We start from the raw sequence: 21536 nt of genomic DNA on the forward strand, positions 1-21536 counted from the left end.
TTAAACCCACAACTTCTTGATATCACGCCCACCGCAGGTCAGGTTGACCATTGCGCGGGTAACCATGACGGCCGTGAACATCGAGGTGAAAATCCCGAGGGACATGGTAACTGCGAAGCCCTTGACCGGGCCGGTACCCATGGCAAAGAGGATGCCGCCGACCAGCAAGGTGGTCAGGTTGGCATCGACAATCGCCGTGTAGGCACGATTGAAGCCCTCGTGAATGGCGCGCTGCACCGACATGCCATTGGCCAGCTCTTCGCGGATCCGCGAGAAGATCAGCACGTTGGCATCGACCGCCATACCCATGGTCAGGACGATACCGGCAATACCCGGCAGGGTCAGGGTTGCCCCCAGCAACGACATCAGCGCCAGCAGCATGACCATGTTACCGGCCAGGGCGACCGTAGCGATCAGACCGAAGAAGCGGTAGATGACCATGATGAACAGCGAGACAAACAGCATGCCCCACAACGATGCATCGATACCCTTGGTGATGTTGTCAGCACCCAGGCTCGGGCCGATGGTGCGCTCTTCAGCGAAGTACATCGGCGCAGCCAGGCCACCGGCGCGCAGCAGCAGGGCCAGCTCCGAAGATTCACCCTGACCGTTCAGGCCGGTGATGCGGAACTGGCTACCCAGCGGCGACTGAATGGTCGCCAGACTGATGATTTTCTTCTCTTCGGTGAAGGTCTGGACGGCGACGTCTTTCTCTACGCCATCCACCATCTGCTTGACGTAACGCGTGGTCGGACGTTGCTCAATGAAGATCACCGCCATGCTGCGACCAACGTTACTGCGGGTCGCACGACTCATCAGCTCGCCACCATGACCATCCAGACGGATGTTCACCTGTGGGCGACCCTGCTCGTCGAAGCTGGCCTGGGCATCGGTCACCTGATCACCGGTGATGATCAAGCCACGCTCAACGGCCGCCGAACGACCACCTTCACGGAACTCGAAGGTTTCGGTGGTCGCTTTCGAAGCACCCGGCTCGGCACCCAGACGGAACTCCAGGTTGGCCGTTTTACCGAGGATACGCTTGGCTTCGGCAGTGTCCTGCACACCTGGCAGCTCGACCACGATGCGGTTGGCGCCCTGGCGCTGTACCAGCGGCTCGGCAACGCCCAGCTCGTTGACCCGGTTACGTACCGTGGTCAGGTTCTGCTTGATCGAGTATTCACGGATTTCCGCGACCTTGGCCGGGGTAATCGCCAGACGCAGCACCGACAGGCCATTACGCTCGGTGGTGGTCAGCTCGAAATCGTTGAAATTCTTGCGGATCAGGCTGCGAGCCTGTTCGCGGGAGTCTTCATCGGAGAAGCCCAGTTGAATGCCGCCATCTTGCTGCGGCAGGCTGCGATAGCGCACGCGCTCTTTGCGCAGCAGGCTTTTGACTTCGCCTTCATAGACTTTCAGACGGGCTTGCATGGCCTTGTCCATGTCCACTTCGAGGAGGAAGTGCACACCACCGGACAGGTCCAGACCCAGTTTCATCGGGCTTGCGCCCAGGTTACGCAGCCATTGCGGAGTCGTCGGGGCCAGGTTAAGTGCGACTACGTAGTCATCGCCCAGTGCCTTGCGCACAACATCCTTGGCTGGCAGTTGATCTTCCTGCTTGGTCAGACGCACCAACGCGCCTTTGCCCTTCTCGCCCAGGCTTGCAGCCTTGACCTGGATTCCGGCTTCGACGAGCGCTTTGCTCACGCGATCCAGATCCGCCTGAGTGACCTGCAGCGCCGTGCTGGCACCGCTGACCTGGACGGCCGGATCATCAGGGTAGAGGTTGGGAGCGGAATAAATAAAACCGATCGCCAGTACCACCAGGATCAGTACGTATTTCCACAGAGGGTATTTGTTCAGCATCACGCCGCCCGTTCAAGACGCGGGGCGCCTTGCGCGCCCCGTCGATTGGTAAAAAACTGAAACTTAGATCGCTTTGAGCGTACCTTTTGGCAGGGTCGCGGCAACGGCGCCCTTCTGGAACTTCAGTTCAACGTTATCGGACACTTCCAGTACCACGAAGTCATCGGCAACTTTGACGATCTTGCCAGCGATACCGCCATTGGTGACAACTTCATCACCTTTTTGCAGGTTGCTCAGCAGGTTCTTCTGCTCTTTGGCACGTTTGGCCTGTGGACGCCAGATCATCAGGTAGAAGATGACCAGGAAGCCAACCAGGAAAATCCACTCAAAGCCGGTTCCGGCTGGGCCGGCGGCAGGGGCAGCGGCGTCCGCGTAAGCGGCAGGGATCAAAAAGCTCATTTAGCACTCCAGTTGCAATCAGTACTTGTTAGGGATCGACAAAACGTCAGTCCAAGGGCGGCACAGGCAGCCCGCGCTTGGCGTAAAAGGCATCGACAAAGACGGCCAATGTACCTTGTTGAATAGCCTCGCGTAAACCAGCCATCAACCGCTGGTAATGGCGCAAGTTATGGATCGTATTCAACATACTGCCCAACATTTCGCCGCACTTATCCAGGTGATGCAGATAAGCACGGGAGAAGTTCTGGCAGGTGTAGCAGTCACAGGTCGGATCCAGTGGCGAATCATCATGACGATGGAACGCGTTACGGATTTTGAGCACACCGGTATCAATAAACAGATGACCGTTGCGCGCGTTGCGCGTGGGCATCACGCAATCGAACATGTCGACGCCGCGGCGCACACCCTCAACGAGATCCTCAGGCTTGCCTACCCCCATAAGGTAACGAGGTTTGTCAGCCGGCATCTGGCCTGGCAGGTAATCCAGCACCTTGATCATTTCGTGCTTGGGTTCGCCCACCGACAGGCCGCCGATGGCCAGGCCGTCGAAGCCGATCTTGTCCAGGCCTTCGAGCGAGCGCATGCGCAGGTCCTGGTGCATGCCACCCTGAACGATACCGAACAGCGCTGCAGTGTTGTCACCGTGGGCATTCTTCGAGCGTTGAGCCCAGCGCAGCGACAGCTCCATGGAGATCCGCGCGACGTCTTCATCGGCCGGGTACGGGGTGCACTCATCGAAGATCATCACCACGTCGGAGCCCAGGTCACGCTGGACCTGCATCGACTCTTCCGGGCCCATGAACACCTTGGAGCCATCGACCGGCGAGGCGAAGGTCACACCCTCCTCCTTGATCTTGCGCATGGCGCCCAGGCTGAACACCTGAAAACCACCGGAGTCGGTGAGGATCGGGCCCTGCCACTTCATGAAGTCGTGCAGGTCACCATGGGCCTTGATCACTTCGGTGCCCGGGCGCAGCCACAGGTGGAAGGTATTCCCCAGAATCATCTGCGCGCCGATAGCCTCGATGTCGCGCGGCAACATGCCCTTGACCGTGCCATAGGTGCCCACGGGCATGAACGCCGGGGTTTCGACCACACCCCGAGGGAACGTCAGGCGGCCGCGGCGGGCCTTGCCATCAGTGGCCAGCAATTCAAAGGACATACGACAGGTGCGACTCATGCTTGATCCTCGGGGCCGCGCGGCGCCGGATTGCGGGTGATGAACATGGCATCACCGTAACTGAAGAAGCGGTACCCGTTTTCGACCGCCGCCGCATAGGCAGCCATGGTCTCGGGGTAACCGGCGAAGGCCGAAACCAGCATCAACAGCGTGGATTCAGGCAAATGGAAGTTGGTGACCAGGGCATCGACCACATGGAACGGCCGGCCCGGGAAGATAAAGATGTCGGTGTCGCCACTGAACGCCTTGAGCACGCCGTCACGGGCAGCGCTTTCCAGCGAACGCACACTGGTGGTGCCGACAGCGATCACCCGCCCGCCACGGGCTCGGCAGGCCGCCACAGCATCGACCACGTCCTGGCTGACCTCCAGCCACTCTTTATGCATGTGGTGGTCTTCAATACGCTCGACGCGCACCGGCTGGAAGGTGCCAGCGCCAACGTGCAGGGTGACAAAGGCGGTTTCCACGCCCTTGGCGGCGATCTTGGCCATCAGTTCTTCATCGAAGTGCAGACCAGCGGTGGGCGCTGCAACGGCCCCGGCACGCTCGGCATACACCGTCTGATAGCGCTCGCGGTCGGCGCCCTCATCCGGACGGTCGATGTAAGGCGGCAGCGGCATATGCCCGACGCGGTCGAGCAGCGGCAATACCTCTTCGGCAAAGCGCAGCTCGAACAAAGTGTCGTGACGGGCGACCATCTCGGCCTCACCACCACCGTCGACAAGAATTTGTGTGCCTGGCTTGGGCGACTTGCTCGAACGCACATGGGCCAGCACCCGATGACTGTCGAGCACCCGTTCAACCAGAATTTCCAGCTTGCCGCCGCTGGCCTTTTGGCCAAACAAACGCGCCGGAATCACCCGGGTATTGTTGAACACCATCAGATCGCCCGGGCGCAGGTGCTCGAGCAAATCGGTGAACTGGCGATGAGCCAGCGCCCCGCTCGGCCCGTCCAGGGTCAACAGGCGGCTACTGTGGCGCTGCGCCAGCGGATGGCGAGCGATCAGGGAATCAGGGAGTTCAAAGGAGAAATCAGCGACGCGCATGATGGTGTTCGGTTCGACAGGGTCGCAAAGTTTAGCCGAAAAGTCGAAAATTGACCATGAAACCTGATTGACCAACGGTAGAGGTCTCTCTATACTTCGCCGCCACAAGCCCTGATGGCGGAATTGGTAGACGCGGCGGATTCAAAATCCGTTTTCGAAAGGAGTGGGAGTTCGAGTCTCCCTCGGGGCACCAAACGCATGAAAAAGCCGACTTAAACGTCGGCTTTTTTGTGCCCGCAATTTACTTCACCACCCCACACGCCATCCTCGCCCCACCCCCGCCCAACGCCTGCGGGTGATCACTGTGGTTATCGCCACCGCCATGCACCATCAACGCATGCCCCTTGAAGTCCTCAACGTTCAGACGTGACGCCAGGACCGGATAGGTCGCCGTACCGTTGTCACTGACATAAAGCGCCGGCAGATCGCCTTGGTGCCCGCTGTCATCATAGGGGCCTTTGTGAAGCTGGCTGCTGCCCGGGTCCCAGTGCCCACCCGCAGCCCCAGCAGGCGTGTTCTTGCCATCCACCATCGCCGCAGCGCAAGAAGGCTTTTCATGCAGGTGAAAGCCATGCACACCGGCTGGCAGGTCCCGCAGGTTCGGGGTCAACAAGGTGCCGTAGCGATTTTGCTCAAGGGTGATGGTGCCGATGGGCTGGGCGCTGCCATCAGCTTTCACCAGGGCCATTTCGACTGTCTGCGCCTGGGCGACAACCGACGCGATCCATAACGTGGTGAACCAGAATACTTTCATGAGAGAAACTCCATTGCCTGAAGGGGACCGAAGCGACCCACTTTAGCAATGGAGACTGACTTAACCTGCTGGGTTCCATTTCCAGGGTACTCAGTCACACCAAGCCCCTCTCCCCACAACAACTAGCCAGGCAGCACTGCTTGCGGTAGCCGCTGCCGAGGTGCCTGTCGGATGATCGCGGCGGTCAGGTTTTGCGAGCGTTTCACGCCCGATCGCAGCCTCACGGCAGCGGCTACAAGGGGCCAGTCAAACGCGCAATAAAAACCCCCTGCACCATCGGTAGCAGGGGGTCTCGATTAAGCCGAAATCGGACTAATCAGCGCATCACTAAAATTACTGCGGCTGAGGCAGTTTATCGATAGGACCGCAGCCACCAATAACTTTAGAGATAGAAACCGAAGGGTGGAACAGGTAGTCATAAGAGCAATTCTTTTGCTGGTTATATACCTGACCAGTGCAACCGGACAGCAGGGCAACACCAGAAACCATGGCAGTAGCGACGGCTACTTTGAACAGCTTTTTCATACAAAAATCCTTTAATTTATGAAGCGCCATCATAATGATGGCGGCGCGATTATACACAAAACCTCCCCCCTACTTGCACCGTCGCCATGGCGCAATCGGACTTAAGCACGGCGCAATCGACAAACCCACGCGCTAATACACCTAGGTAATGTGACTTGGCCTTTTTCAACCGTGCATTCAGTCACGCGTCCCAAGATCAAATACAAAGAGAATAAGCACAATGATCAGCCTGGGCTCCGAGGATTCGAAAGGTCAGTTGGCGCAGGGTTTCAAGCCGCGTCACGTCACCATGCTTTCAATTGCCGGCATCATCGGTGCCGGGTTGTTCGTCGGCTCCGGGCATGCCATTGCCGCCGCCGGTCCTGCGGCAATATTGGCCTACTTCTTGTCCGGCCTGCTGGTCATTCTGGTGATGCGCATGCTCGGCGAGATGGCCGTGGCCAACCCTGACACCGGGTCGTTCTCCACCTATGCCGATCAAGCGATCGGACCCTGGGCGGGCTTTACCATCGGCTGGATGTACTGGTGGTTCTGGGTGCTGGTCATTCCTATCGAGGCCCTCGCCGCCGGGCATGTTCTGAACACCTGGTTTCCCCAGGTGGAGGCCTGGTTGTTTGCCCTGCTATCGATCATTGCCCTGGCAGCGACCAACCTGTTCAGTGTTGCCAAGTACGGCGAGTTCGAATTCTGGTTCGCCATGTTCAAGGTGGTGGCGATTATCGCGTTCATCAGCTTGGGGGCTGCGGTGCTGGCTGGCTGGGTGCCGGAGCGGGAAGTAAGCGGCTTCAGTCACTTGCTCGCTGAGCATGGCGGCTTCGCACCCAATGGTGCTTCGGCCGTGGTCGGCGCGTTCATCACGGTGATGTTCAGCTTTATCGGCATCGAGGCAGTCACCATCGCCGCCGCCGAGTCGCAAAGCCCGGCGAAGAACATCGCCAAGGCCACTCGCTCAGTGATCTGGCGGATCGGCGTGTTCTACCTGCTGTCGATTGCCGTGATCATTTCCATCGTGCCCTGGAACGACCCGCAACTGGCCTCGGTGGGCTCATACCAGCGAGCGCTGGAGCTGATGAACATCCCTCACGCCAAGTTCATGATGGATGTAGTGGTACTGGTCGCCGTTGCCAGTTGCATGAACTCGTCGATCTACATCGCTTCACGCATGCTCTACTCACTGGGCAAGCGCGGCGAGGCACCCCGGCAGATCAAAGTGACCTCGAAGGTGGGTGTACCCAGGGCGGCTGTTTTCGCCAGCACCGTGCTGGGTGCGCTGATCACCATCGTCAGTTACTTCGCACCGCCTAGCCTGTTTCAATTCCTGCTCGCCAGTTCAGGCGCCATTGCCTTGCTGGTGTACCTGGTCATCGCTATCTCGCAGTTGCGCATGCGCAAGAGGCTGCTGCAGCAAAACGTCCAGCTCAACTTCCATATGTGGCTGTTCCCCTGGCTTACCTATGCGGTGATTGCCTTTATCGTCGCAGCGCTCGGGGTCATGTTGGTGACGCCCGAACACCGGGTCGAAGTGACGACCACCATTGGTCTGGCACTGATCATTTCATTACTAGGGATTGTGCTGACCCGCCAACACGGGCAACCGGCACGGGTCAGTTCCACGGTTCAGTGAGCCTTTAACAGGTTCAAACATGAGGCAACTGGTGGGTCACGCAGTGAATACCTCCCCCACCCGCGGCAATGGTATCGATGTTGAGCTGTACCACCTGCTTGTAGCCGCTGCCGTAAGGCTGCGATCGGCCGCGAAGGGGCCGTAGACCCTAATGATCTGCCTGAAGTGCGACTGCTACGCAGTCGATCGCAGCCTCGTACCTCGGCAGCGGCTACAAAGCATCGACACACCTGTAGGTAACGGATACAGAAGTTTCGCTATTTCGTGTAGTCCTTTTCCCAAGCATAATCCCCGGGCACTTCAGCTGTTGCGTCTGCGTCGGTAGCTGCCTAGTCTTGAACGGTCGTTGCCAATTCAACGACCGGTTTTGACAGACCGCCATTGATACAGTCGCACGGTTTTATGGTAGCTGTGCGTGGGGCACACTCGTGTGCGCCGGTTCCTGTATCACCGGTCTGTCAACCCGCGTACAGCTGCCACCCTCCTGTTTGACAGCAGATTTGTGGCGGCTCCACCGATACAGGAGTTGACCATGCTAAAAATCGTCCCCGATCCCCCGCTTCTCCCCACCGATTCCCCACACTTCCTGGAAGACACCCTTGTCTATGCCTCCGAGCATCTGACCTGCGCCCTGGCCGTAACCCAACAGGCGGCGTTGCTTCACCCTGATGCCCATGGACAAGCACTGGTACGTACGGCACTGCATGAAATCGAGGCAGCGCGCCGGCGTGTTGAGCAGGCGTTGACTTGCGTTCAGGTCCGTAGCTGATGCACTGAGGATCACTTCATGACCAGGGAAACGCCAGGCGCAGTTACCTTCGCCCACCATCAGTTGTTTCGCATCAACCCGGGCATCGCCTGTGAACACGCACTGGAACAGGCTTCACTGCTCATGGCCTGCGTAAACAAGCTGACCTCACTGGGTGCTACCGATGAAGACCAGACCCTGGTGTGGGCTGCGCACTTTCTAGGCGAGATGGCCAAGGCGATTGTTGATGATGTGAGCTTGGGACTGGCTCACTAGTACTTGCTACCTGGCCCGAAGATACTCCGGGCCAGTGGTGCTCATACCTCAGCACCACTCAAGACAAGGCACCAATCAGCAGCAGTGCCAGGGCACGATGAGAACAGTAAGACTCATGGCAGGATCCGGGTGGCCGGTTTACAGACGGCAATTGGACCTCTACGCACCGCTTGGCAGTGTAGGATTGCTGTCACCGCCCCCCCCCTGAGCGAGCCACTCTATGCAGCTGACTCATCGCCCCGTCCAGGCCAAGGACATCGCCACTATCTGCTGTTTCCCTCAAGGTCCCGAGGAACTGTTCTATATGTTTCCCAAGGCCGAGTACCCGCTGACACCGACACAACTGCACGACGCCATCACTCAGCGCGCCGGTTCAACCGTGGTGGAGGGCGACGGCGCAGTACTGGCCTTTGCCAATTTCTATAAGGCCGAACACAACGGTATCTGTGCATTGGGCAATGTCGTGGTGGCCCCAGCTGCCCGCGGCCACGGCGTAGCGCGCTATCTGGTGCAATCGATGATCGACCTGGCGCGTACGCAATTCAATGCCCGCGAAGTCTGGGTGTCCTGCTTCAACCACAACACCGCCGGGTTGTTGCTGTATCCACAGCTGGGTTTTACCCCCTTCGCCACTGAAGAACGCCAGGGACCGGGTAATACCCGGGTGGCATTGGTGCAGATGAAGCAGGCATTGCGCTGAATCGATGAACTGCGACGAACCTTGAGCACGCGGCGGCGTCCGATCTTGTGCATCCGCCGCTCGAGGTTCACCTGTGAAAGACGCTATCACCCGCAAGTATCGCCTGATCGTCAAAACCCTAGGCTACGTCGGCTGGTCGCTGTTCTGGCTGCTGATCTGGGACGTCTTGGTGACCATCGACTTCATGCTGTTCTTCAACAGCAAGTTCACCCTGCCGCTGATGCCCTTGACCCTGCTGGGTTCAGCGCTGGTGGTGCTGGTCAGCTTTCGCAACAGCAGCGCCTATAGCCGTTGGTGGGAAGCGCGGACCTTATGGGGTGGGTTGGTTAACAGTTCACGCAGCTTTGCCCGCCAGGTTCTGACCCTGATCGACGACCAAAGTGACGGCGTCAATCCGATCAAGGCAACGCTGTTACGCCGCCATGTTGCCTATGTCAATTGCCTGGCCGCGCATCTGCGCGGTGAACCGTGCCCGGATGAGCTGATGGCCTTCATCCCGCCCGATGAATTTGACCGCCGTAGCCGCTCGAACAATTTTGCCAACGACATCCTCACCGGATCGGCAACGTTGCTGGCACGTGAATACAAGGCTGGGCGCCTGGACAGCATTCGCTTGGCGCGGCTGGAATCGACCCTGGTTGACCTATCCAACAGCCAGGGCGGCATGGAACGTATCGCGAATACGCCGCTGCCCTACCCTTACGTGTATTTCCCGCGGTTGTTCATCTCACTGTTCTGCCTGATCGTGCCAATCGGCCTGGTTGAGTCCTTGGGCTGGTTCACCCCGCTGGCCTCGACAGTGGTGGGCTTTATGCTGCTGGCCATCGAACGCATCGGCACGGATCTGCAAAGCCCGTTTCGCGTCAGCGAGCATCAGATCCAGATGGACAACATCTGCGAAACCATCGAGCGCAATCTGGAGTCGATGCAGCGCGATGCGCAGTGTGGGGAATTGATTGGCTAATGCAGGTGCAGGTGCCCGCTCCCACATCAATCACCAGCGCAACCAGCGCGGTCCGAGCACGGCACCCATCAGGGTCGGAATAGCCATACCCAGCACATACCAGACACCCCAGAACGGCACCTCCATCTCCGGGCAATGCAGGCAGTAAGCCAAGGTCGCCGTGGAACTGGCCAACAGGCCGGTCACCCCGCCCGCCAGACGCAAGCGTGTCGGGGCAAGCTCACGCATCGCCCGCAACAGCGCGAAAAATCCCGGTATCGACAACAAGACAATATTGAACGCACAGGTGCGCCAGGTGCGGCCGAACATCAAGCTCACTTGCTGATCCTCCGGCACTGCGCTCAGCACCAGCAGCGTCGCCGCCCAGACGCCAAGTACCGGCACGCCAATGCCACCCCAGCGTATGCCCACTTCAAGCCCTGGCCGCGCCAGGCGAATGAATACCAGCAGCGCCGCGACCATCAGCGCTGCCGGCAAGGCAAGCTTGGCCCAGAACAACGGGGTGGCTGCCACCTCGACAATGTCGGCACGCACGCCGAACAGCACCACCGTCAGCAGGCACGCGCCCACAATGGCGACCAGCATGGCGAGGCTCAAACGACGAGCAAACTGCCGCCGATCAACCGGCTCGATGCCAGTGGCAAGCAGGGAAATCAAGTCGTCAGTTTTCATTGTGCCCCTCGAATCATCGCGGCGATTGCCTTGAGCCCCCGATGAATGCCGACTTTCACCGCGGAGCCGGACAGCCCGGTTAACTGGGCTGTTTCTTCAACCGACAAGCCTTGCAGCTTGACATGCATGATCGGCAATCGTTGCTTGTCCGGCAGTTGTTGAAGCAGTTTACCCAGGTCTCGTTGAGCATGAGCGGGCTCCAACTGCTCTTGGGCAAACAACGCGTCGGCGTCATCCAGTGAATCGTTCAAGACCTCCCGGCGACTCTGACCACGCCAATAATCGGCCAACTTATAGCGGGCGATGGCTTGCACCCAAGCGGTCAGCGGTTGATCACGCTGGTAGGTTTGACGGGCATTGTGCACGGCCAGAAGCACTTCCTGAAGCAGGTCCTCAAGGTCATCAGCGTGAGCATACAGCCGTTTGCGCAGAAAGTTACGCAAATGCCCGCTCAGTTGCTGCAAAAACTGCCGATAGGCGTCTGCATTGCCCTCCAGCCCGGACAATAACAAGCCTTGCAGCGCGGCCTCACGCATGCGCATCAGTTCACTCTGAGTAGTTCGTTCCATCCAAGGCTCTGGTTACAGGGGCGATAGGAAAGTGTCTGGAACACAGACAGTGCTGCTGGAAACCATAGCGGTTTTCGCTGCGCTCCGAACAGGGAGAAAAGTGCGGAAAAATTTCTACCCTGCTGTAACCCATTGGTGAAACCCGGCGAACTACATCACGAGCCGCAAGCAAAGTTGCCCGGCCACCTCACCTTCTGGAGTCTGACAACATGAAAACGTTCGCCGCCACCGCTGCTGCCCTCGCCTTCGCTTCGATCGCCGGTACTGCTGTTGCTGCTTCCTCCTCCGACGCCCCGACACCAGCCATGGAGAAATGCTACGGCGTGGCCATGGCCGGCAAAAATGACTGCAAAGCCGGGGCCGGCACCAGCTGCGCCGGAACCTCGAAAATGGACTACCAGGCCAATGCCTGGAAAAACGTCCCTGCCGGTACCTGCACTTCGATCAAGACACCCAACGGCATGGGCTCGCTGACGCCAAAACAGTCCTGATCCACAGCAACCCGCAAAAGGCGAAGCGACCATGAAAAGTTTCCCTCTCCTCCCCACCGACGCCCATCTCGGTGCGGGGCTCGGGCTCAAGGCTGAGCATTACGAACATGCCATTGCCTGTGAGGCCCCTGGGTTGTGGTTCGAGGTTCACCCGGAGAACTACATGGTCGCAGGCCCCAGGCTGACCTGGCTGGAAGCCATCGCCGAGCGTCATCCACTGTCGTTACATGGTGTTTCATTGTCACTGGCCGCTGATCAACTGCCTGACGCCGAGCACCTGTATCGACTCAGGGCTCTGGTCAACCAAGTACAACCTCGCCTGCTTTCTGAGCACTTGGCCTGGTCCACCTGGCAAGGCCAGTACCACCCTGACCTGCTGCCGTTCCCACGTAGCCAGGCTGCATTGCTACGCATTGTCGAAAACATTCACTACGCCCAGGACATCCTCGCCCGTCCGCTAGCCATCGAGAACCCCAGCCACTACGTGCATCTGGAGGGACACGACTTCAGTGAGATCGACTTTCTCACCGAGCTGGTCCAACGCACCGGCTGCAGTTTGTTGCTGGACATCAACAATGTTCACGTCAGCGCCCACAACATGGGCTTCGAGGCCCGCGCCTATCTGGATGCCTTTCCGGCGCACCTGATCAGCGAAATACACCTGGCCGGTTTCAGCCAGGACGCCAACAGTGACCTATTGATCGACACCCATGACGCGCCCGTCGCCGCAGAGGTTTGGTCACTGTACCGGCACTTATTACAGCGGACCGGACCGCGCCCAACGCTAATTGAACGTGATGATCAGATTCCACCGTTCGAGGCGCTGCTGGGTGAGCGCGACACCGCCCAGTGTCTACTCGACAACCTCGGTATCCGGCCATGAGCGGCTCTTCGTTAGGCGCATTCCAGTCGGCCTTCACCGCCGCCTTGTATGGCCAGCCGGGATCGGCCGAACAGCTACCGCTAACCCAGCAGGCCGGCTTCACGGTGTATCGCAACACCGTGTTCAAAGGCTGTGTCGATGCCTTACAGGCGAACTTCCCCACCGTCGAACGCCTGGTCGGTACCGACTGGTTTCGTGCTGCCGCTGCCATTCATGCGATGCAAACGCCCCCCAACGACCCTCGATTGATCCTTTACGGAGACCAGTTCGCAACGTTCCTCGAACAATTCGAGCCCGCGCAAAGCCTGCCTTACCTGGCGGATGTGGCACGCGCTGATCGTTTGTGGATAGAGGTCCACATCGCGCCTGAAGACCGCGCTCTGGACCTGGTAGCGATGGCCGGTATCAGCCCTGAACACCTCGATCAGCAGCACTTGCGACCGCGCCTGGACGTGCGCTGGCAGTGGTTCAGCGGGCAACCGATCTACAGCATATGGCACTGCAACCGCCAGGGTTTGGCGTTGCCCGATCCGCTCGCCTGGAGAGGTGAAGGCTTGCTGTTACGCCGCCAGTGCGGCCAGGTGCTGTGGCAATCGTTAAGCGAAGCCGAATGCATCTTTCTTGACGCCTGTGCCGCTGGTCAATCACTGGAAGAGGCCGCCAATGGCGTACTGAACTTCGATGCGTCGATGGACTTCACCAACCTGCTCGGCCGCCTGCTCGCGGCCGGGGTATTTGCTTAAACAGCCCCAGGCCCGCGCGGCCTTGATTGGAGCACGCCATGCACTCGCTCAGTGATACCCCTCACAAACACCCCAGCCATCGCTGTACACACTGGTCGCGCTGCGTCGAGCAGCTACAGGGGTTGATCAACGACTCGCTGCTATCACTCGTAGCGCGCCTGGGCATTGCCGCGATCTTCTTTCTATCGGGGCGAACCAAGGTCGAAGGCTTGCTGAGCATCACGCCCAGCACCTACGAACTGTTCCGTACCGAATACGTGCTGCCGGTGCTTTCGCCCTGGTTGGCCGCGCACCTGGCTACCTATGCCGAGCACCTGTTTCCGTTGTTGTTGGTGCTCGGTCTGTTCACCCGCTTTGCCGGCTTGGCGCTACTGGGCATGACCTTGGTGATCCAGGTGTTCGTCTACCCTGACGCCTGGCCTACCCATCTGAGCTGGGCGGGTTTGTTACTGGTGGTGATCGGCCGCGGTGGCGGACGCTGGTCGCTGGATCGCTACCTGGGCATCCGCTAGGCCCGCACGAATCGCTGCCTGAGCACATCGCTCAACGCATCCACCAGCAACACCAACACCAGCATGGCAATGATCACCGTGCTGGCCTGGGCTTCCTGGAACAGGCTCAGGGTGGTGTAGAGCATCTGCCCCAACCCCCCTGCGCCAACAAAGCCAAGCACGCTGGCCATGCGGATGTTGTTTTCCCAGCGGTAGAGGCTGTAGGCCAGCAACTGCGGCCAGAGGTTAGGCAAGGTACCGAAGCAGAATGCCGTGACCTGACTGCCACCCTGCAAGCGAATGGCTGCGGCCGGTTCTGGCGGGGCATTTTCCAAGGCTTCGGCAAACAGCCGGCCCAGTACACCCGAGGTGTGCAAGGCCAACGCCAAGGTACCGGCATTCGGTCCCAGACCCGCCGCCAGTACGGTCAACGCGGCCCAAACCAGCTCCGGTATCGCCCGCAGGGCATTGAGCAACAACCGTGCAGCGCCCTGCAGCGGCCAACCAAAACGCCCGGCTGCCGGTAACGCCAGCAGCAATCCGAGGATGACTGCTAGCAACGTGCCCAGACCGGACATGGCCAGAGTTTCCAGGGCCCCTTTGCCGACTGCGCGCAAATGCTCCGGGCTCAGGTCAGGGCTGAGGAACCGCGCCGCATAAGCGCCCATCTGCCCCAGGCCACCCTCACCAAACAGCGACTGCACGTCGAGGCTCAAGTAGGCGAATGAACCTGCTACTGCCGCCAGCATGGCCAGGATCAGTGCGGCGTTGATCAACTGCCTCATGCCAACCTCCCACGCAACAAACGGCTGAGTTGGTCGGCCAACCAAACGAGCACCAGGAAGGCCAGCAACATGCTCGCCACCTCGGCCCCCGCGAACATGCGCATCGACAAGTCGATCTGCTGCCCAAGCCCGCCAGCGCCAACAAAGCCCATCACCACCGAAGCACGAATCGCGCATTCCCAGCGATAGACCGTATAGGACACAAGCTCCGCAGCGGCATCCGGCAGAATGCCGTAGAAGAACGCACTCAGACGACTGCTGCCGGCCTGCAGCAGCGCATGAGCAGGCCGCTGATTCACCGACTCGAAGATCTCCGCATACACCTTGCCGAGCATGCCGCTGTAGGTGATGGCAATGGCCAGCACACCAGCCGTCGGCCCCAGGCCTACAGCGCGGACGAACAGCAGGGCCCAGACGATTTCCGGGACACTGCGCAAAAAGATCAGCAGCCCGCGCACTGGCAAACGCACCGCGCGCGACCAGTACCCTAGACGCCCACCGCGCGACGCAGCGCCCAAGGACAATGCCCGACTGGCCAACAGGCTGGCCGGAATGGCCAGAAGCAGGGCCAGGGCCATGCCTGCCGTGGCCACCGCCAGCGTTTGCAGCGTGGCCTGCCACAGCAAGGCAAGAAACTCGGGATCATGCGCTGGCGGCCAAAAGGCACTGACAAAATTGCTCATCTCGCGGCGGTTTTCAGCCTGCAGCAGCACGCCGGGATTGAGCTCACTCAAGTGAATACCGGGCCACAGCAAGGCAATCGCCAGCAGCGTCAGCAGCAGTCTGGGCAGCGCTGCCGGGTCGCGTTTGTCAGCCGTCAGCATCGTGGAATCTGCAGGTTCAGCGTTGGTAAAGGCATCTGAGGTGAAGCCAAGTGTTCGTTGGCATACAAGGCATCGAGCATTTCACTGGAGACCTCGCTGGCCGGGCGGTCAAACGCCACTCGCCCTTCGCGAATACCGATCACCCGTGGAAAATGCGCCAGCGCCAGGTCCACCGCATGCAGGCTGGCGACCAGGGTAATGCCGCGCTCGCTGGCATGCTGATTGAGGGTTTTCAGGCTGTGTTCGGCCAGCACCGGATCCATGGCCGAAACCGGTTCATCGGCGAGTAGAAGCGCTGGCTGCTGGTACAAGGCACGGGCAATACCAACACGCTGCAACTGCCCACCGGACAATTGCCCGCACTGGGCAAAGACCTTGTCAGCCATGCCCAGCCCAGACAACACCGCACGCACCCCCGGTACATCCGAGGGGTACAACAGGTTGAGCAATCCACGCAGGGTACTCCACTGCCCCAGGCGCCCGGCTAACACCGCAGTCACCACGCGCTGGCGAGGCGGCAACGGCGGTGCCTGATGGATCAGACCGATCCGCGCGCGTAATCGCTGACGTGCACGCGCAGACAGTCGCCATGGCGCCTCACCGAGCAACTCGATGCTGCCGGTAGTCGGCGCCAGGGCACTGGCGATCAGGTGCAGCAGGCTGGACTTGCCCGCTCCCGAAGGACCGATGATCGCAACGCGCTCACCGGTCTCCACGCGCAGGTCAATGGCGTGCAGTGCCTGAACCTGACCATGACGCAGACTCGTACCCTTGAGCTGGATTGTCACTTGAGCAGCTCAGCAGCGCGAGCAGCCTCCTCGATCCCTTTGTAGTTGTCCGGGCTGGTGGCGATAAAGCGGCTGGCGGCCTGTAGGTCGAGGATCGCCTTGTCAGCCGGCTTGGCCGGATCGAGGTCGAGGAAGGCCTGTTTGATCTTCTCCTTCAGCGCCGGATCGAGGCTACCGCGCACGGTCCAGTTGTAATCGTAGTAGCTCGGGGTGGTAGCGAACACTTTGACCTTGTTGGTATCGACCTTGCCCGAGGCAACCAGTTTGTCCCAGACGCTGGCGTTGAGCACACCGGCATCGACCTTGCCGGCCTGGACCCAGGCAGCGGTGGCGTCATGGGCACCGGAATAGGCAACACGGCTGAAGTAGGTCTCAGGCTTGATGTTGTCGTTCTTGAGCATGAAGTAGCGCGGCATCAGGCTACCGGAGGTGGACGAAATCGAACCGAAGGCAAAGGTCTTGCCCTTGAGGTCGGCCAGGCTCTTGATATCAGGGTTGGCGGTGATGAACTTGCTGGTGAACTTGGCGTCTTGTTCACGCTGTACCAGCGGCGTCGCGGTCGGGCTCTTCAGGTGTACTTGCACGAAGGTGAAACCGCCCAGCCAGGCCATGTCCAGGCGGTCAGTGGCCAAGGCCTCGACCACCGCCGGATAGTCCGACACCGGCACGAACTCGACCTTCATGCCCAGCTTCTGCTCCAGGTACTCGCCCAGCGGCTTGAACTTGCGCAGCAGTTCAGTCGGTGCCTCGTCAGGGATGGCGCTGACCTTAAGGACATCGGCCGCCTGGGCCAGGTAAGACGAGCAAGACAGCACGAGACCGGCGAACAGCGCCAGGGGACGTTTGAGCATGGGGATTCTCCGGTTCAATAGCGGGGAAAGAGCCAGCGTCGGGCTGGCTCCAGAATTATAAGAGGCAACGGCGCAAAGGCCAGCTTTGCTACAATCGGCCTTCACGATTTTTCGAGGTGCGTATGAGCGAGCCGATTCGTCTGACCCAGTACAGCCACGGCGCCGGTTGCGGCTGCAAGATCTCTCCGAAGATGCTCGAGGTGATTCTCGCCGAAAGCGGTACCCAGGCGCTGGACCCGAACCTTTGGGTCGGCAATGCCTCGCGTGATGACGCAGCAGTTTACGCCCTCGACGACGAGCGTGGCGTGGTTTCTACCACCGACTTTTTCATGCCGATTGTCGATGACCCTTACGACTTCGGGCGCATTGCCGCCACCAACGCGATCAGCGATATCTATGCCATGGGCGGTGACCCGCTGATGGCCATCGCCATTCTCGGCTGGCCGATCAATGTGCTGGCTCCGGAAGTGGCCCGCGAAGTGATTCGTGGCGGTCGCGCTGTGTGCGCCGAGGCCGGTATCCCCCTGGCCGGCGGCCACTCCATCGATGCCCCCGAGCCGATCTTTGGCCTGGCGGTAACCGGCGTGGTGCAAAAGCGCCACATGAAACGCAACGACACCGCCACCCAGGGCTGCCGCCTGTACCTGACCAAGCCACTGGGCATCGGCATCCTCACTACCGCCGAGAAAAAGTCCAAACTGCGTGACCAGGACAAAGGGCTGGCCCGCGACTGGATGTGCACCCTCAACACCCCCGGCAGTCGCTTCGGCAAGCTGGCAGGCGTCAAAGCCATGACCGACGTTACCGGTTTCGGCCTGCTGGGCCACCTGGTGGAACTGGCTGACGGTAGCGGCTTGAGCGCGCGCCTGAACTACAACGCCGTACCACGTCTGCCAAGTGTCGAACACTACCTGGCCGAAGGCTGTGTACCAGGTGGCACCCTGCGCAACTTCGACAGCTACGGCGAGAAAATAGCGCCGCTGAGCGACGAGCAGAAACACCTGTTGTGCGATCCGCAAACCAGCGGTGGCCTGCTGGTTGCAGTGACGCCTGAAGGTGAAGCCGAGTTCCTTGCTGTCGCCACCGAGCTGGGTCTGAACCTGGCGCCGATCGGCGAGCTGGTTGAGCGACAGAGCCATGCGGTTGAGGTGCTGTGATGCGTGACAACAGCACCGACTACCGCCAGTTGTTTTTGCACGATGTCGCGATGATGGACATGCGCGCCCCGGTCGAGTTTGCCAAGGGCGCCTTTCCCAATGTGATCAACCTGCCACTGATGAACGACATGGAACGGCAGAAGGTTGGCACCTGCTACAAGCAGCAAGGCCAACAGGCCGCCATCGCCCTGGGCCACCAGTTGGTCAGTGGCCAAAGCAAAGATGAGCGTATCGCCGCCTGGGCCGCCTTCGCCCGGGCCAATCCTGAAGGCTACCTCTACTGTTTTCGTGGCGGCCTGCGCTCGCAGATCGCCCAGCAGTGGCTCAAGGCAGAAGCTGGTATTGAGTACCCAAAAGTGGTTGGTGGCTACAAGGCCATGCGTAACTTCCTGCTTGATACCACCCAGAGCGCCGTCACCGAGTGCGATTTTGTCCTGATCGGTGGCCTGACCGGCACCGGCAAGACTGAAGTGCTGCAGGTACTGGACAACGCCCTGGACCTGGAAGGCCATGCCAACCATCGCGGTTCCAGCTTCGGTAAGCGCGCCACCGGCCAGCCGGCACAAATCGATTTCGAGAACAGCCTGGCCATCGACGTGCTGAAAAAGCGTGCACGGGGTATCGACCAGTTCGTACTCGAAGATGAAGGGCGTATCGTCGGCAGCTGTTCACTGCCTCTGGAACTGTACCAGGGCATGCAGCAGTATCCGCTGGTATGGTTGGAAGACACCTTCGACAACCGTGTCGAACGCATACTTGGCGACTATGTGATCAATTTGTGTGCTGAGTTTGTAGCCCTGCACGGTGATGAACAAGGCTTCACACTGTTTGCCGAACGCCTGAACCAGAGCATGAGCAATATCCTCAAACGCCTGGGGGGTGAGCGTTACCAGCGTCTGTCAGCAGTGCTGCAACAGGCCTTGGAGGAGCAGCAGCGCAGTGGTGCAGTTGACCTGCATCGGGGTTGGATCAGCGGCCTGCTCAGTGAATATTACGACCCGATGTACGCCTACCATCGCGACAGCAAGGCCGAGCGCATCGAGTTTTCCGGCGATCAGGTTGAAGTACGCGAATACCTGCTGGCCCGCGCGGCCCGACACTGATGCCGGCACCGCGTATCATCTGACACCGCGCCGATCCCATCGCCAGCAAGGCTGGCACCCACAAGACAGGTGTAATCACTGACATAGTGCAGCCACTCGCTCACGCAACCAGCGATGCCCCGCCTCGCTCTCCCGGCGCTGATGCCAGGCCTGCTGAAAGCCAAAAGCCTTGATCGCCAGCGGCGGCTCGAAGCGGCGCAGACGCGGGTCGAGCTTGCCGTTGTCGAGGCTGCGTCGGGCAACCGTAAGAATCAGGTCAGTGCCGGCAATCACCTCTTGCGCCGCCGCCCAATGCGGCAACGCCAAGGCCACTCGGCGACGAGCGCCGATCGCTGTCAGCGCCAGATCGATCTCGTTGTCGATCCCCGGACGCACTGCCACCAGCACATGCGGTCGCGTCAGCCAATCTGCCAAATTGAGCCCGCCGCGAGCCGGCAAGCCACTGCGATCGGCAATGCAGGTAAAGCGCTCCTCAAACAGGGTTTCAACCCGAAGCTCGGCGGCAACGTCGGGAAATACCCCAAGCGCCAGATCAGCCTCACCGTCGAATAGATGCCCAAGCATCGCCTCGCGGCTGCCCTGAATAACCACCAGATCAATCCCCGGCGCCTCTTCTCGCAGCACACGCATGAGCCCAGGCAACACCACCCGGGCACCGTAATCCGACATGGCCAGACGAAAACTGCGCCGTGCCTTGCGTGGGTCAAAACCAGGATGAGCCAGCAAACCATCGAGCTGCTCCAAGGCTTGCTGCAACGGTTCGACCAAGGCCTGGGCACGGGCGGTGACCTGCAGACGTCCGCCACGACGCACCAGCAACGGGTCCGCAAACAGTTCGCGCAACTGCGCCAGTGCATGACTAACCGCCGGCTGACTGCGGTGCAAGCGCAACGCGGCACGCGATACGTGCTGCTCGACCAGCAGTGCATGCAGAGTGAGCAACAAATTCAGATCAATACGCCGCAAATCATCCATCAGACGAATAACTCCAGTGCATCATTCGAATTTCCATTAACAACATGGATAGCCAAGACTTTACCAAGCCATTTTCAAGGAGTCTTGCCATGAGCCTGTCGTTTACCCCTGCCGCGCTGCTACCGCTTGTCATTGCCCTGCTTGCCGGTGCGGCAGTACCTTTCCAGGCCGGCAGCAATGCCGCCCTGGGTCGCCTGCTTGGTCATCCATTGTGGGCAACACTGGTGTCCTTGGCGGTCAGTGTGCTGATGGTCATTCCGGCCTTGCTGGTCATGCGCGCGCCATTGCCGCAGGTCGCGGCTCTGGCCCAGGCCCCCTGGTGGGCCTGGTTGGGTGGCGTGGCCGGGGTCGCCTACATCACTGCGGCGCTGATGCTGACGCCGCGCCTGGGGGCTGCCGGGTTCATCGTTTGCGTGATCGCCGGCCAAGTAGTGTCATCGCTACTGATCGATCAATGGGGCCTGATGGGCCTGACGCAGCGACCCGTGAACAGCCTGCGCCTGGCGGGGGTCGGGCTGATCGTGCTTGGCATGCTGGTAGTGCAATGGGGGACATCGACGTCGCGCTAGATGGTATCCGGGTCAATGGGCTGGATGTAGGGCGGCGGTTCCAGGGCCCGATTAATTTCGAACCTGAGGCTGGGGGCTTCAATGGCGAAGCTGATCACCACGCCCAAGACCACCACCAAAACACCCTCCAGCCAATGCCAGCCAGGTATCGCGGCCCCCTGACGCGCCTGTTGGCACCACCAGGCCTGCCCCAGGCAAAACGCAAAGATCGCCAGTAGCCACAGGTAAAAGCCCGGAGCAAAGTGCGTCAGGTTGACGAAGTTGTAACTGCGATTATCAGGCATCCGATCAATGCCGAAGCTGGTCAACGCCAGGTAGAACGCGGCTAACCCCAGAGCCAGTGATAGCCAACGCCAGCGCCGGTGCACAAGGATCGCCAGCCCCAGCAAGGGATTGGCGAACCAACCGTACATGCCGAACACCAGGCCCCAAGGCCCATACAGCAGCGCCTGCAACGCATGCAGGCGTCCGTCACCGCTGAGGTACATGGCGTTGAAACACAGGCTCGACAAAAACAACAGCAAGGTGATTACGACGTAACGGCGGGCGATGA

General features: G+C 60.0%; 26 protein-coding genes, 1 tRNA gene and 1 pseudogene. 13 read left to right on the plus strand and 15 right to left on the minus strand.

Features of this window, described 5'->3' with window-relative positions; all coding sequences use genetic code 11:
- The 4 genes from secD to queA all read right to left on the minus strand — a co-directional run bounded on the left by secD (window position 1) and on the right by queA (window position 4491).
- On the minus strand, window positions 1–1866 hold the full coding sequence (secD, locus tag CX511_RS21705) for a protein translocase subunit SecD (RefSeq protein WP_101292912.1): 1866 nt from the start codon (window positions 1864–1866) through the stop codon (window positions 1–3).
- A 63-nt stretch (window positions 1867–1929) separates the two neighbouring features.
- Window positions 1930–2265 (minus strand): preprotein translocase subunit YajC, encoded by a 336-nt coding sequence (gene yajC, locus CX511_RS21710; protein WP_010223473.1) that lies wholly within the window; start codon window positions 2263–2265, stop codon window positions 1930–1932.
- Window positions 2266–2311: 46 nt separating this feature from the next.
- Entirely contained in the window at window positions 2312–3427 is a 1116-nt protein-coding gene (gene tgt / locus CX511_RS21715) for a tRNA guanosine(34) transglycosylase Tgt (RefSeq protein WP_177327789.1), read from the minus strand.
- A 14-nt stretch (window positions 3428–3441) separates the two neighbouring features.
- The gene (gene queA, locus CX511_RS21720) at window positions 3442–4491 is read right to left on the minus strand and encodes a tRNA preQ1(34) S-adenosylmethionine ribosyltransferase-isomerase QueA (RefSeq protein ID WP_101292911.1); all 1050 of its coding nucleotides are present in this window, start codon (window positions 4489–4491) and stop codon (window positions 3442–3444) included.
- A 108-nt stretch (window positions 4492–4599) separates the two neighbouring features.
- Here queA and CX511_RS21725 point away from each other — a divergent pair.
- Window positions 4600–4684: transfer RNA gene (locus CX511_RS21725), tRNA-Leu, on the plus strand.
- A gap of 48 nt (window positions 4685–4732) precedes the next feature.
- Here CX511_RS21725 and sodC read toward each other — a convergent pair.
- Window positions 4733–5245 carry a superoxide dismutase family protein gene (gene sodC / locus CX511_RS21730; protein WP_101292910.1) on the minus strand — a complete coding sequence of 171 codons (513 nt, stop codon included), beginning with the start codon at window positions 5243–5245 and terminating at the stop codon, window positions 4733–4735.
- 333 nt (window positions 5246–5578) lie between these two features.
- The gene (locus CX511_RS21735) at window positions 5579–5770 is read right to left on the minus strand and encodes a YhfL family protein (RefSeq protein WP_045184564.1); all 192 of its coding nucleotides are present in this window, start codon (window positions 5768–5770) and stop codon (window positions 5579–5581) included.
- A 220-nt stretch (window positions 5771–5990) separates the two neighbouring features.
- Here CX511_RS21735 and gabP point away from each other — a divergent pair, with 220 nt between their 5' ends.
- Complete coding sequence (gene gabP / locus CX511_RS21740) at window positions 5991–7394, plus strand: GABA permease (protein WP_101292909.1); 1404 nt, start codon at window positions 5991–5993, stop codon at window positions 7392–7394.
- 13 nt (window positions 7395–7407) lie between these two features.
- On the opposite strand, the pseudogene CX511_RS21745 reads toward gabP, so the two are convergent.
- Window positions 7408–7494, minus strand: a pseudogene (locus CX511_RS21745) (agmatine deiminase family protein); the annotation flags it as partial.
- A 432-nt stretch (window positions 7495–7926) separates the two neighbouring features.
- On the opposite strand from CX511_RS21745, the gene CX511_RS21750 reads away from it, so the two are divergent.
- The 4 genes from CX511_RS21750 to CX511_RS21765 all read left to right on the plus strand — a co-directional run bounded on the left by CX511_RS21750 (window position 7927) and on the right by CX511_RS21765 (window position 10082).
- Window positions 7927–8163, plus strand: coding sequence for a hypothetical protein (locus tag CX511_RS21750; protein ID WP_101292908.1), 237 nt, complete (start codon window positions 7927–7929; stop codon window positions 8161–8163).
- 18 nt (window positions 8164–8181) lie between these two features.
- Window positions 8182–8418: a DUF3077 domain-containing protein gene (locus CX511_RS21755; RefSeq protein ID WP_101292907.1), complete on the plus strand. Its 237-nt coding sequence runs from the start codon at window positions 8182–8184 to the stop codon at window positions 8416–8418.
- A gap of 220 nt (window positions 8419–8638) precedes the next feature.
- Window positions 8639–9118: a GNAT family N-acetyltransferase gene (locus CX511_RS21760; RefSeq protein ID WP_101292906.1), complete on the plus strand. Its 480-nt coding sequence runs from the start codon at window positions 8639–8641 to the stop codon at window positions 9116–9118.
- 73 nt (window positions 9119–9191) lie between these two features.
- Window positions 9192–10082 carry a bestrophin family protein gene (locus tag CX511_RS21765; RefSeq protein WP_101292905.1) on the plus strand — a complete coding sequence of 297 codons (891 nt, stop codon included), beginning with the start codon at window positions 9192–9194 and terminating at the stop codon, window positions 10080–10082.
- Window positions 10083–10112: 30 nt separating this feature from the next.
- On the opposite strand, the gene CX511_RS21770 is transcribed toward CX511_RS21765, so the two are convergent.
- Together CX511_RS21770 and CX511_RS21775 are read right to left on the minus strand one after the other, a co-directional pair.
- A complete protein-coding gene (locus tag CX511_RS21770) occupies window positions 10113–10754 on the minus strand; it encodes a DUF1109 domain-containing protein (RefSeq protein WP_101292904.1) in 642 nt (213 codons plus the stop codon).
- Entirely contained in the window at window positions 10751–11323 is a 573-nt protein-coding gene (locus CX511_RS21775) for a sigma-70 family RNA polymerase sigma factor (RefSeq protein WP_045184545.1), read from the minus strand. Before CX511_RS21775 ends, CX511_RS21770 begins: the two co-directional genes overlap by 4 nt.
- Before the next feature lie 209 nt (window positions 11324–11532).
- Here CX511_RS21775 and CX511_RS21780 point away from each other — a divergent pair, with 209 nt between their 5' ends.
- The 4 genes from CX511_RS21780 to CX511_RS21795 are packed head-to-tail and all read left to right on the plus strand — an operon-like array spanning window position 11533 to window position 13952.
- Window positions 11533–11814, plus strand: a complete 282-nt coding sequence (locus CX511_RS21780; RefSeq protein ID WP_045184542.1) for a BufA1 family periplasmic bufferin-type metallophore — start codon at window positions 11533–11535, stop codon at window positions 11812–11814.
- A gap of 31 nt (window positions 11815–11845) precedes the next feature.
- Window positions 11846–12697, plus strand: a complete 852-nt coding sequence (bufB, locus tag CX511_RS21785) for an MNIO family bufferin maturase (RefSeq protein ID WP_101292903.1) — start codon at window positions 11846–11848, stop codon at window positions 12695–12697.
- Window positions 12694–13440: an HvfC/BufC N-terminal domain-containing protein gene (locus CX511_RS21790; RefSeq protein WP_101292902.1), complete on the plus strand. Its 747-nt coding sequence runs from the start codon at window positions 12694–12696 to the stop codon at window positions 13438–13440. Before bufB ends, CX511_RS21790 begins: the two co-directional genes overlap by 4 nt.
- 38 nt (window positions 13441–13478) lie before the next feature.
- Window positions 13479–13952 (plus strand): DoxX family protein, encoded by a 474-nt coding sequence (locus CX511_RS21795; protein ID WP_045184531.1) that lies wholly within the window; start codon window positions 13479–13481, stop codon window positions 13950–13952.
- Here CX511_RS21795 and phnE read toward each other — a convergent pair.
- Genes phnE through CX511_RS21815 form a run of 4 tightly spaced genes read right to left on the minus strand, consistent with a single transcriptional unit; the run spans window position 13949 to window position 17179 of the window.
- Window positions 13949–14716, minus strand: a complete 768-nt coding sequence (gene phnE / locus CX511_RS21800; protein ID WP_045184528.1) for a phosphonate ABC transporter, permease protein PhnE — start codon at window positions 14714–14716, stop codon at window positions 13949–13951. The genes CX511_RS21795 and phnE overlap by 4 nt on opposite strands.
- The gene (locus CX511_RS21805) at window positions 14713–15540 is read right to left on the minus strand and encodes a PhnE/PtxC family ABC transporter permease (protein ID WP_101292901.1); all 828 of its coding nucleotides are present in this window, start codon (window positions 15538–15540) and stop codon (window positions 14713–14715) included. The genes phnE and CX511_RS21805 overlap by 4 nt, the downstream gene beginning before the upstream one ends.
- Window positions 15534–16328 carry a phosphonate ABC transporter ATP-binding protein gene (locus tag CX511_RS21810; protein ID WP_101292900.1) on the minus strand — a complete coding sequence of 265 codons (795 nt, stop codon included), beginning with the start codon at window positions 16326–16328 and terminating at the stop codon, window positions 15534–15536. Before CX511_RS21810 ends, CX511_RS21805 begins: the two co-directional genes overlap by 7 nt.
- Window positions 16325–17179 (minus strand): putative selenate ABC transporter substrate-binding protein, encoded by an 855-nt coding sequence (locus CX511_RS21815; protein WP_101292899.1) that lies wholly within the window; start codon window positions 17177–17179, stop codon window positions 16325–16327. The genes CX511_RS21810 and CX511_RS21815 overlap by 4 nt, the downstream gene beginning before the upstream one ends.
- A gap of 122 nt (window positions 17180–17301) precedes the next feature.
- On the opposite strand from CX511_RS21815, the gene selD reads away from it, so the two are divergent.
- Complete coding sequence (gene selD / locus CX511_RS21820; RefSeq protein ID WP_045184517.1) at window positions 17302–18336, plus strand: selenide, water dikinase SelD; 1035 nt, start codon at window positions 17302–17304, stop codon at window positions 18334–18336.
- The gene (gene mnmH / locus CX511_RS21825; RefSeq protein ID WP_101292898.1) at window positions 18336–19439 is read left to right on the plus strand and encodes a tRNA 2-selenouridine(34) synthase MnmH; all 1104 of its coding nucleotides are present in this window, start codon (window positions 18336–18338) and stop codon (window positions 19437–19439) included. Before selD ends, mnmH begins: the two co-directional genes overlap by 1 nt.
- Window positions 19440–19514: 75 nt before the next feature.
- On the opposite strand, the gene CX511_RS21830 is transcribed toward mnmH, so the two are convergent.
- The gene (locus CX511_RS21830) at window positions 19515–20414 is read right to left on the minus strand and encodes a LysR family transcriptional regulator (protein WP_045184511.1); all 900 of its coding nucleotides are present in this window, start codon (window positions 20412–20414) and stop codon (window positions 19515–19517) included.
- An 89-nt stretch (window positions 20415–20503) separates the two neighbouring features.
- Between CX511_RS21830 and CX511_RS21835 the strand changes: the two genes are divergently transcribed.
- Window positions 20504–20983 carry a DMT family transporter gene (locus tag CX511_RS21835; RefSeq protein ID WP_101292897.1) on the plus strand — a complete coding sequence of 160 codons (480 nt, stop codon included), beginning with the start codon at window positions 20504–20506 and terminating at the stop codon, window positions 20981–20983.
- Here the strand turns inward: CX511_RS21835 and CX511_RS21840 are convergent.
- Window positions 20980–21534 carry a hypothetical protein gene (locus CX511_RS21840; RefSeq protein WP_045184849.1) on the minus strand — a complete coding sequence of 185 codons (555 nt, stop codon included), beginning with the start codon at window positions 21532–21534 and terminating at the stop codon, window positions 20980–20982. The genes CX511_RS21835 and CX511_RS21840 overlap by 4 nt on opposite strands.
- Window positions 21535–21536 lie beyond the last annotated feature (2 nt).

The organism is Pseudomonas sp. S06B 330, from assembly GCF_002845275.2.
Taxonomy (GTDB): domain Bacteria; phylum Pseudomonadota; class Gammaproteobacteria; order Pseudomonadales; family Pseudomonadaceae; genus Aquipseudomonas.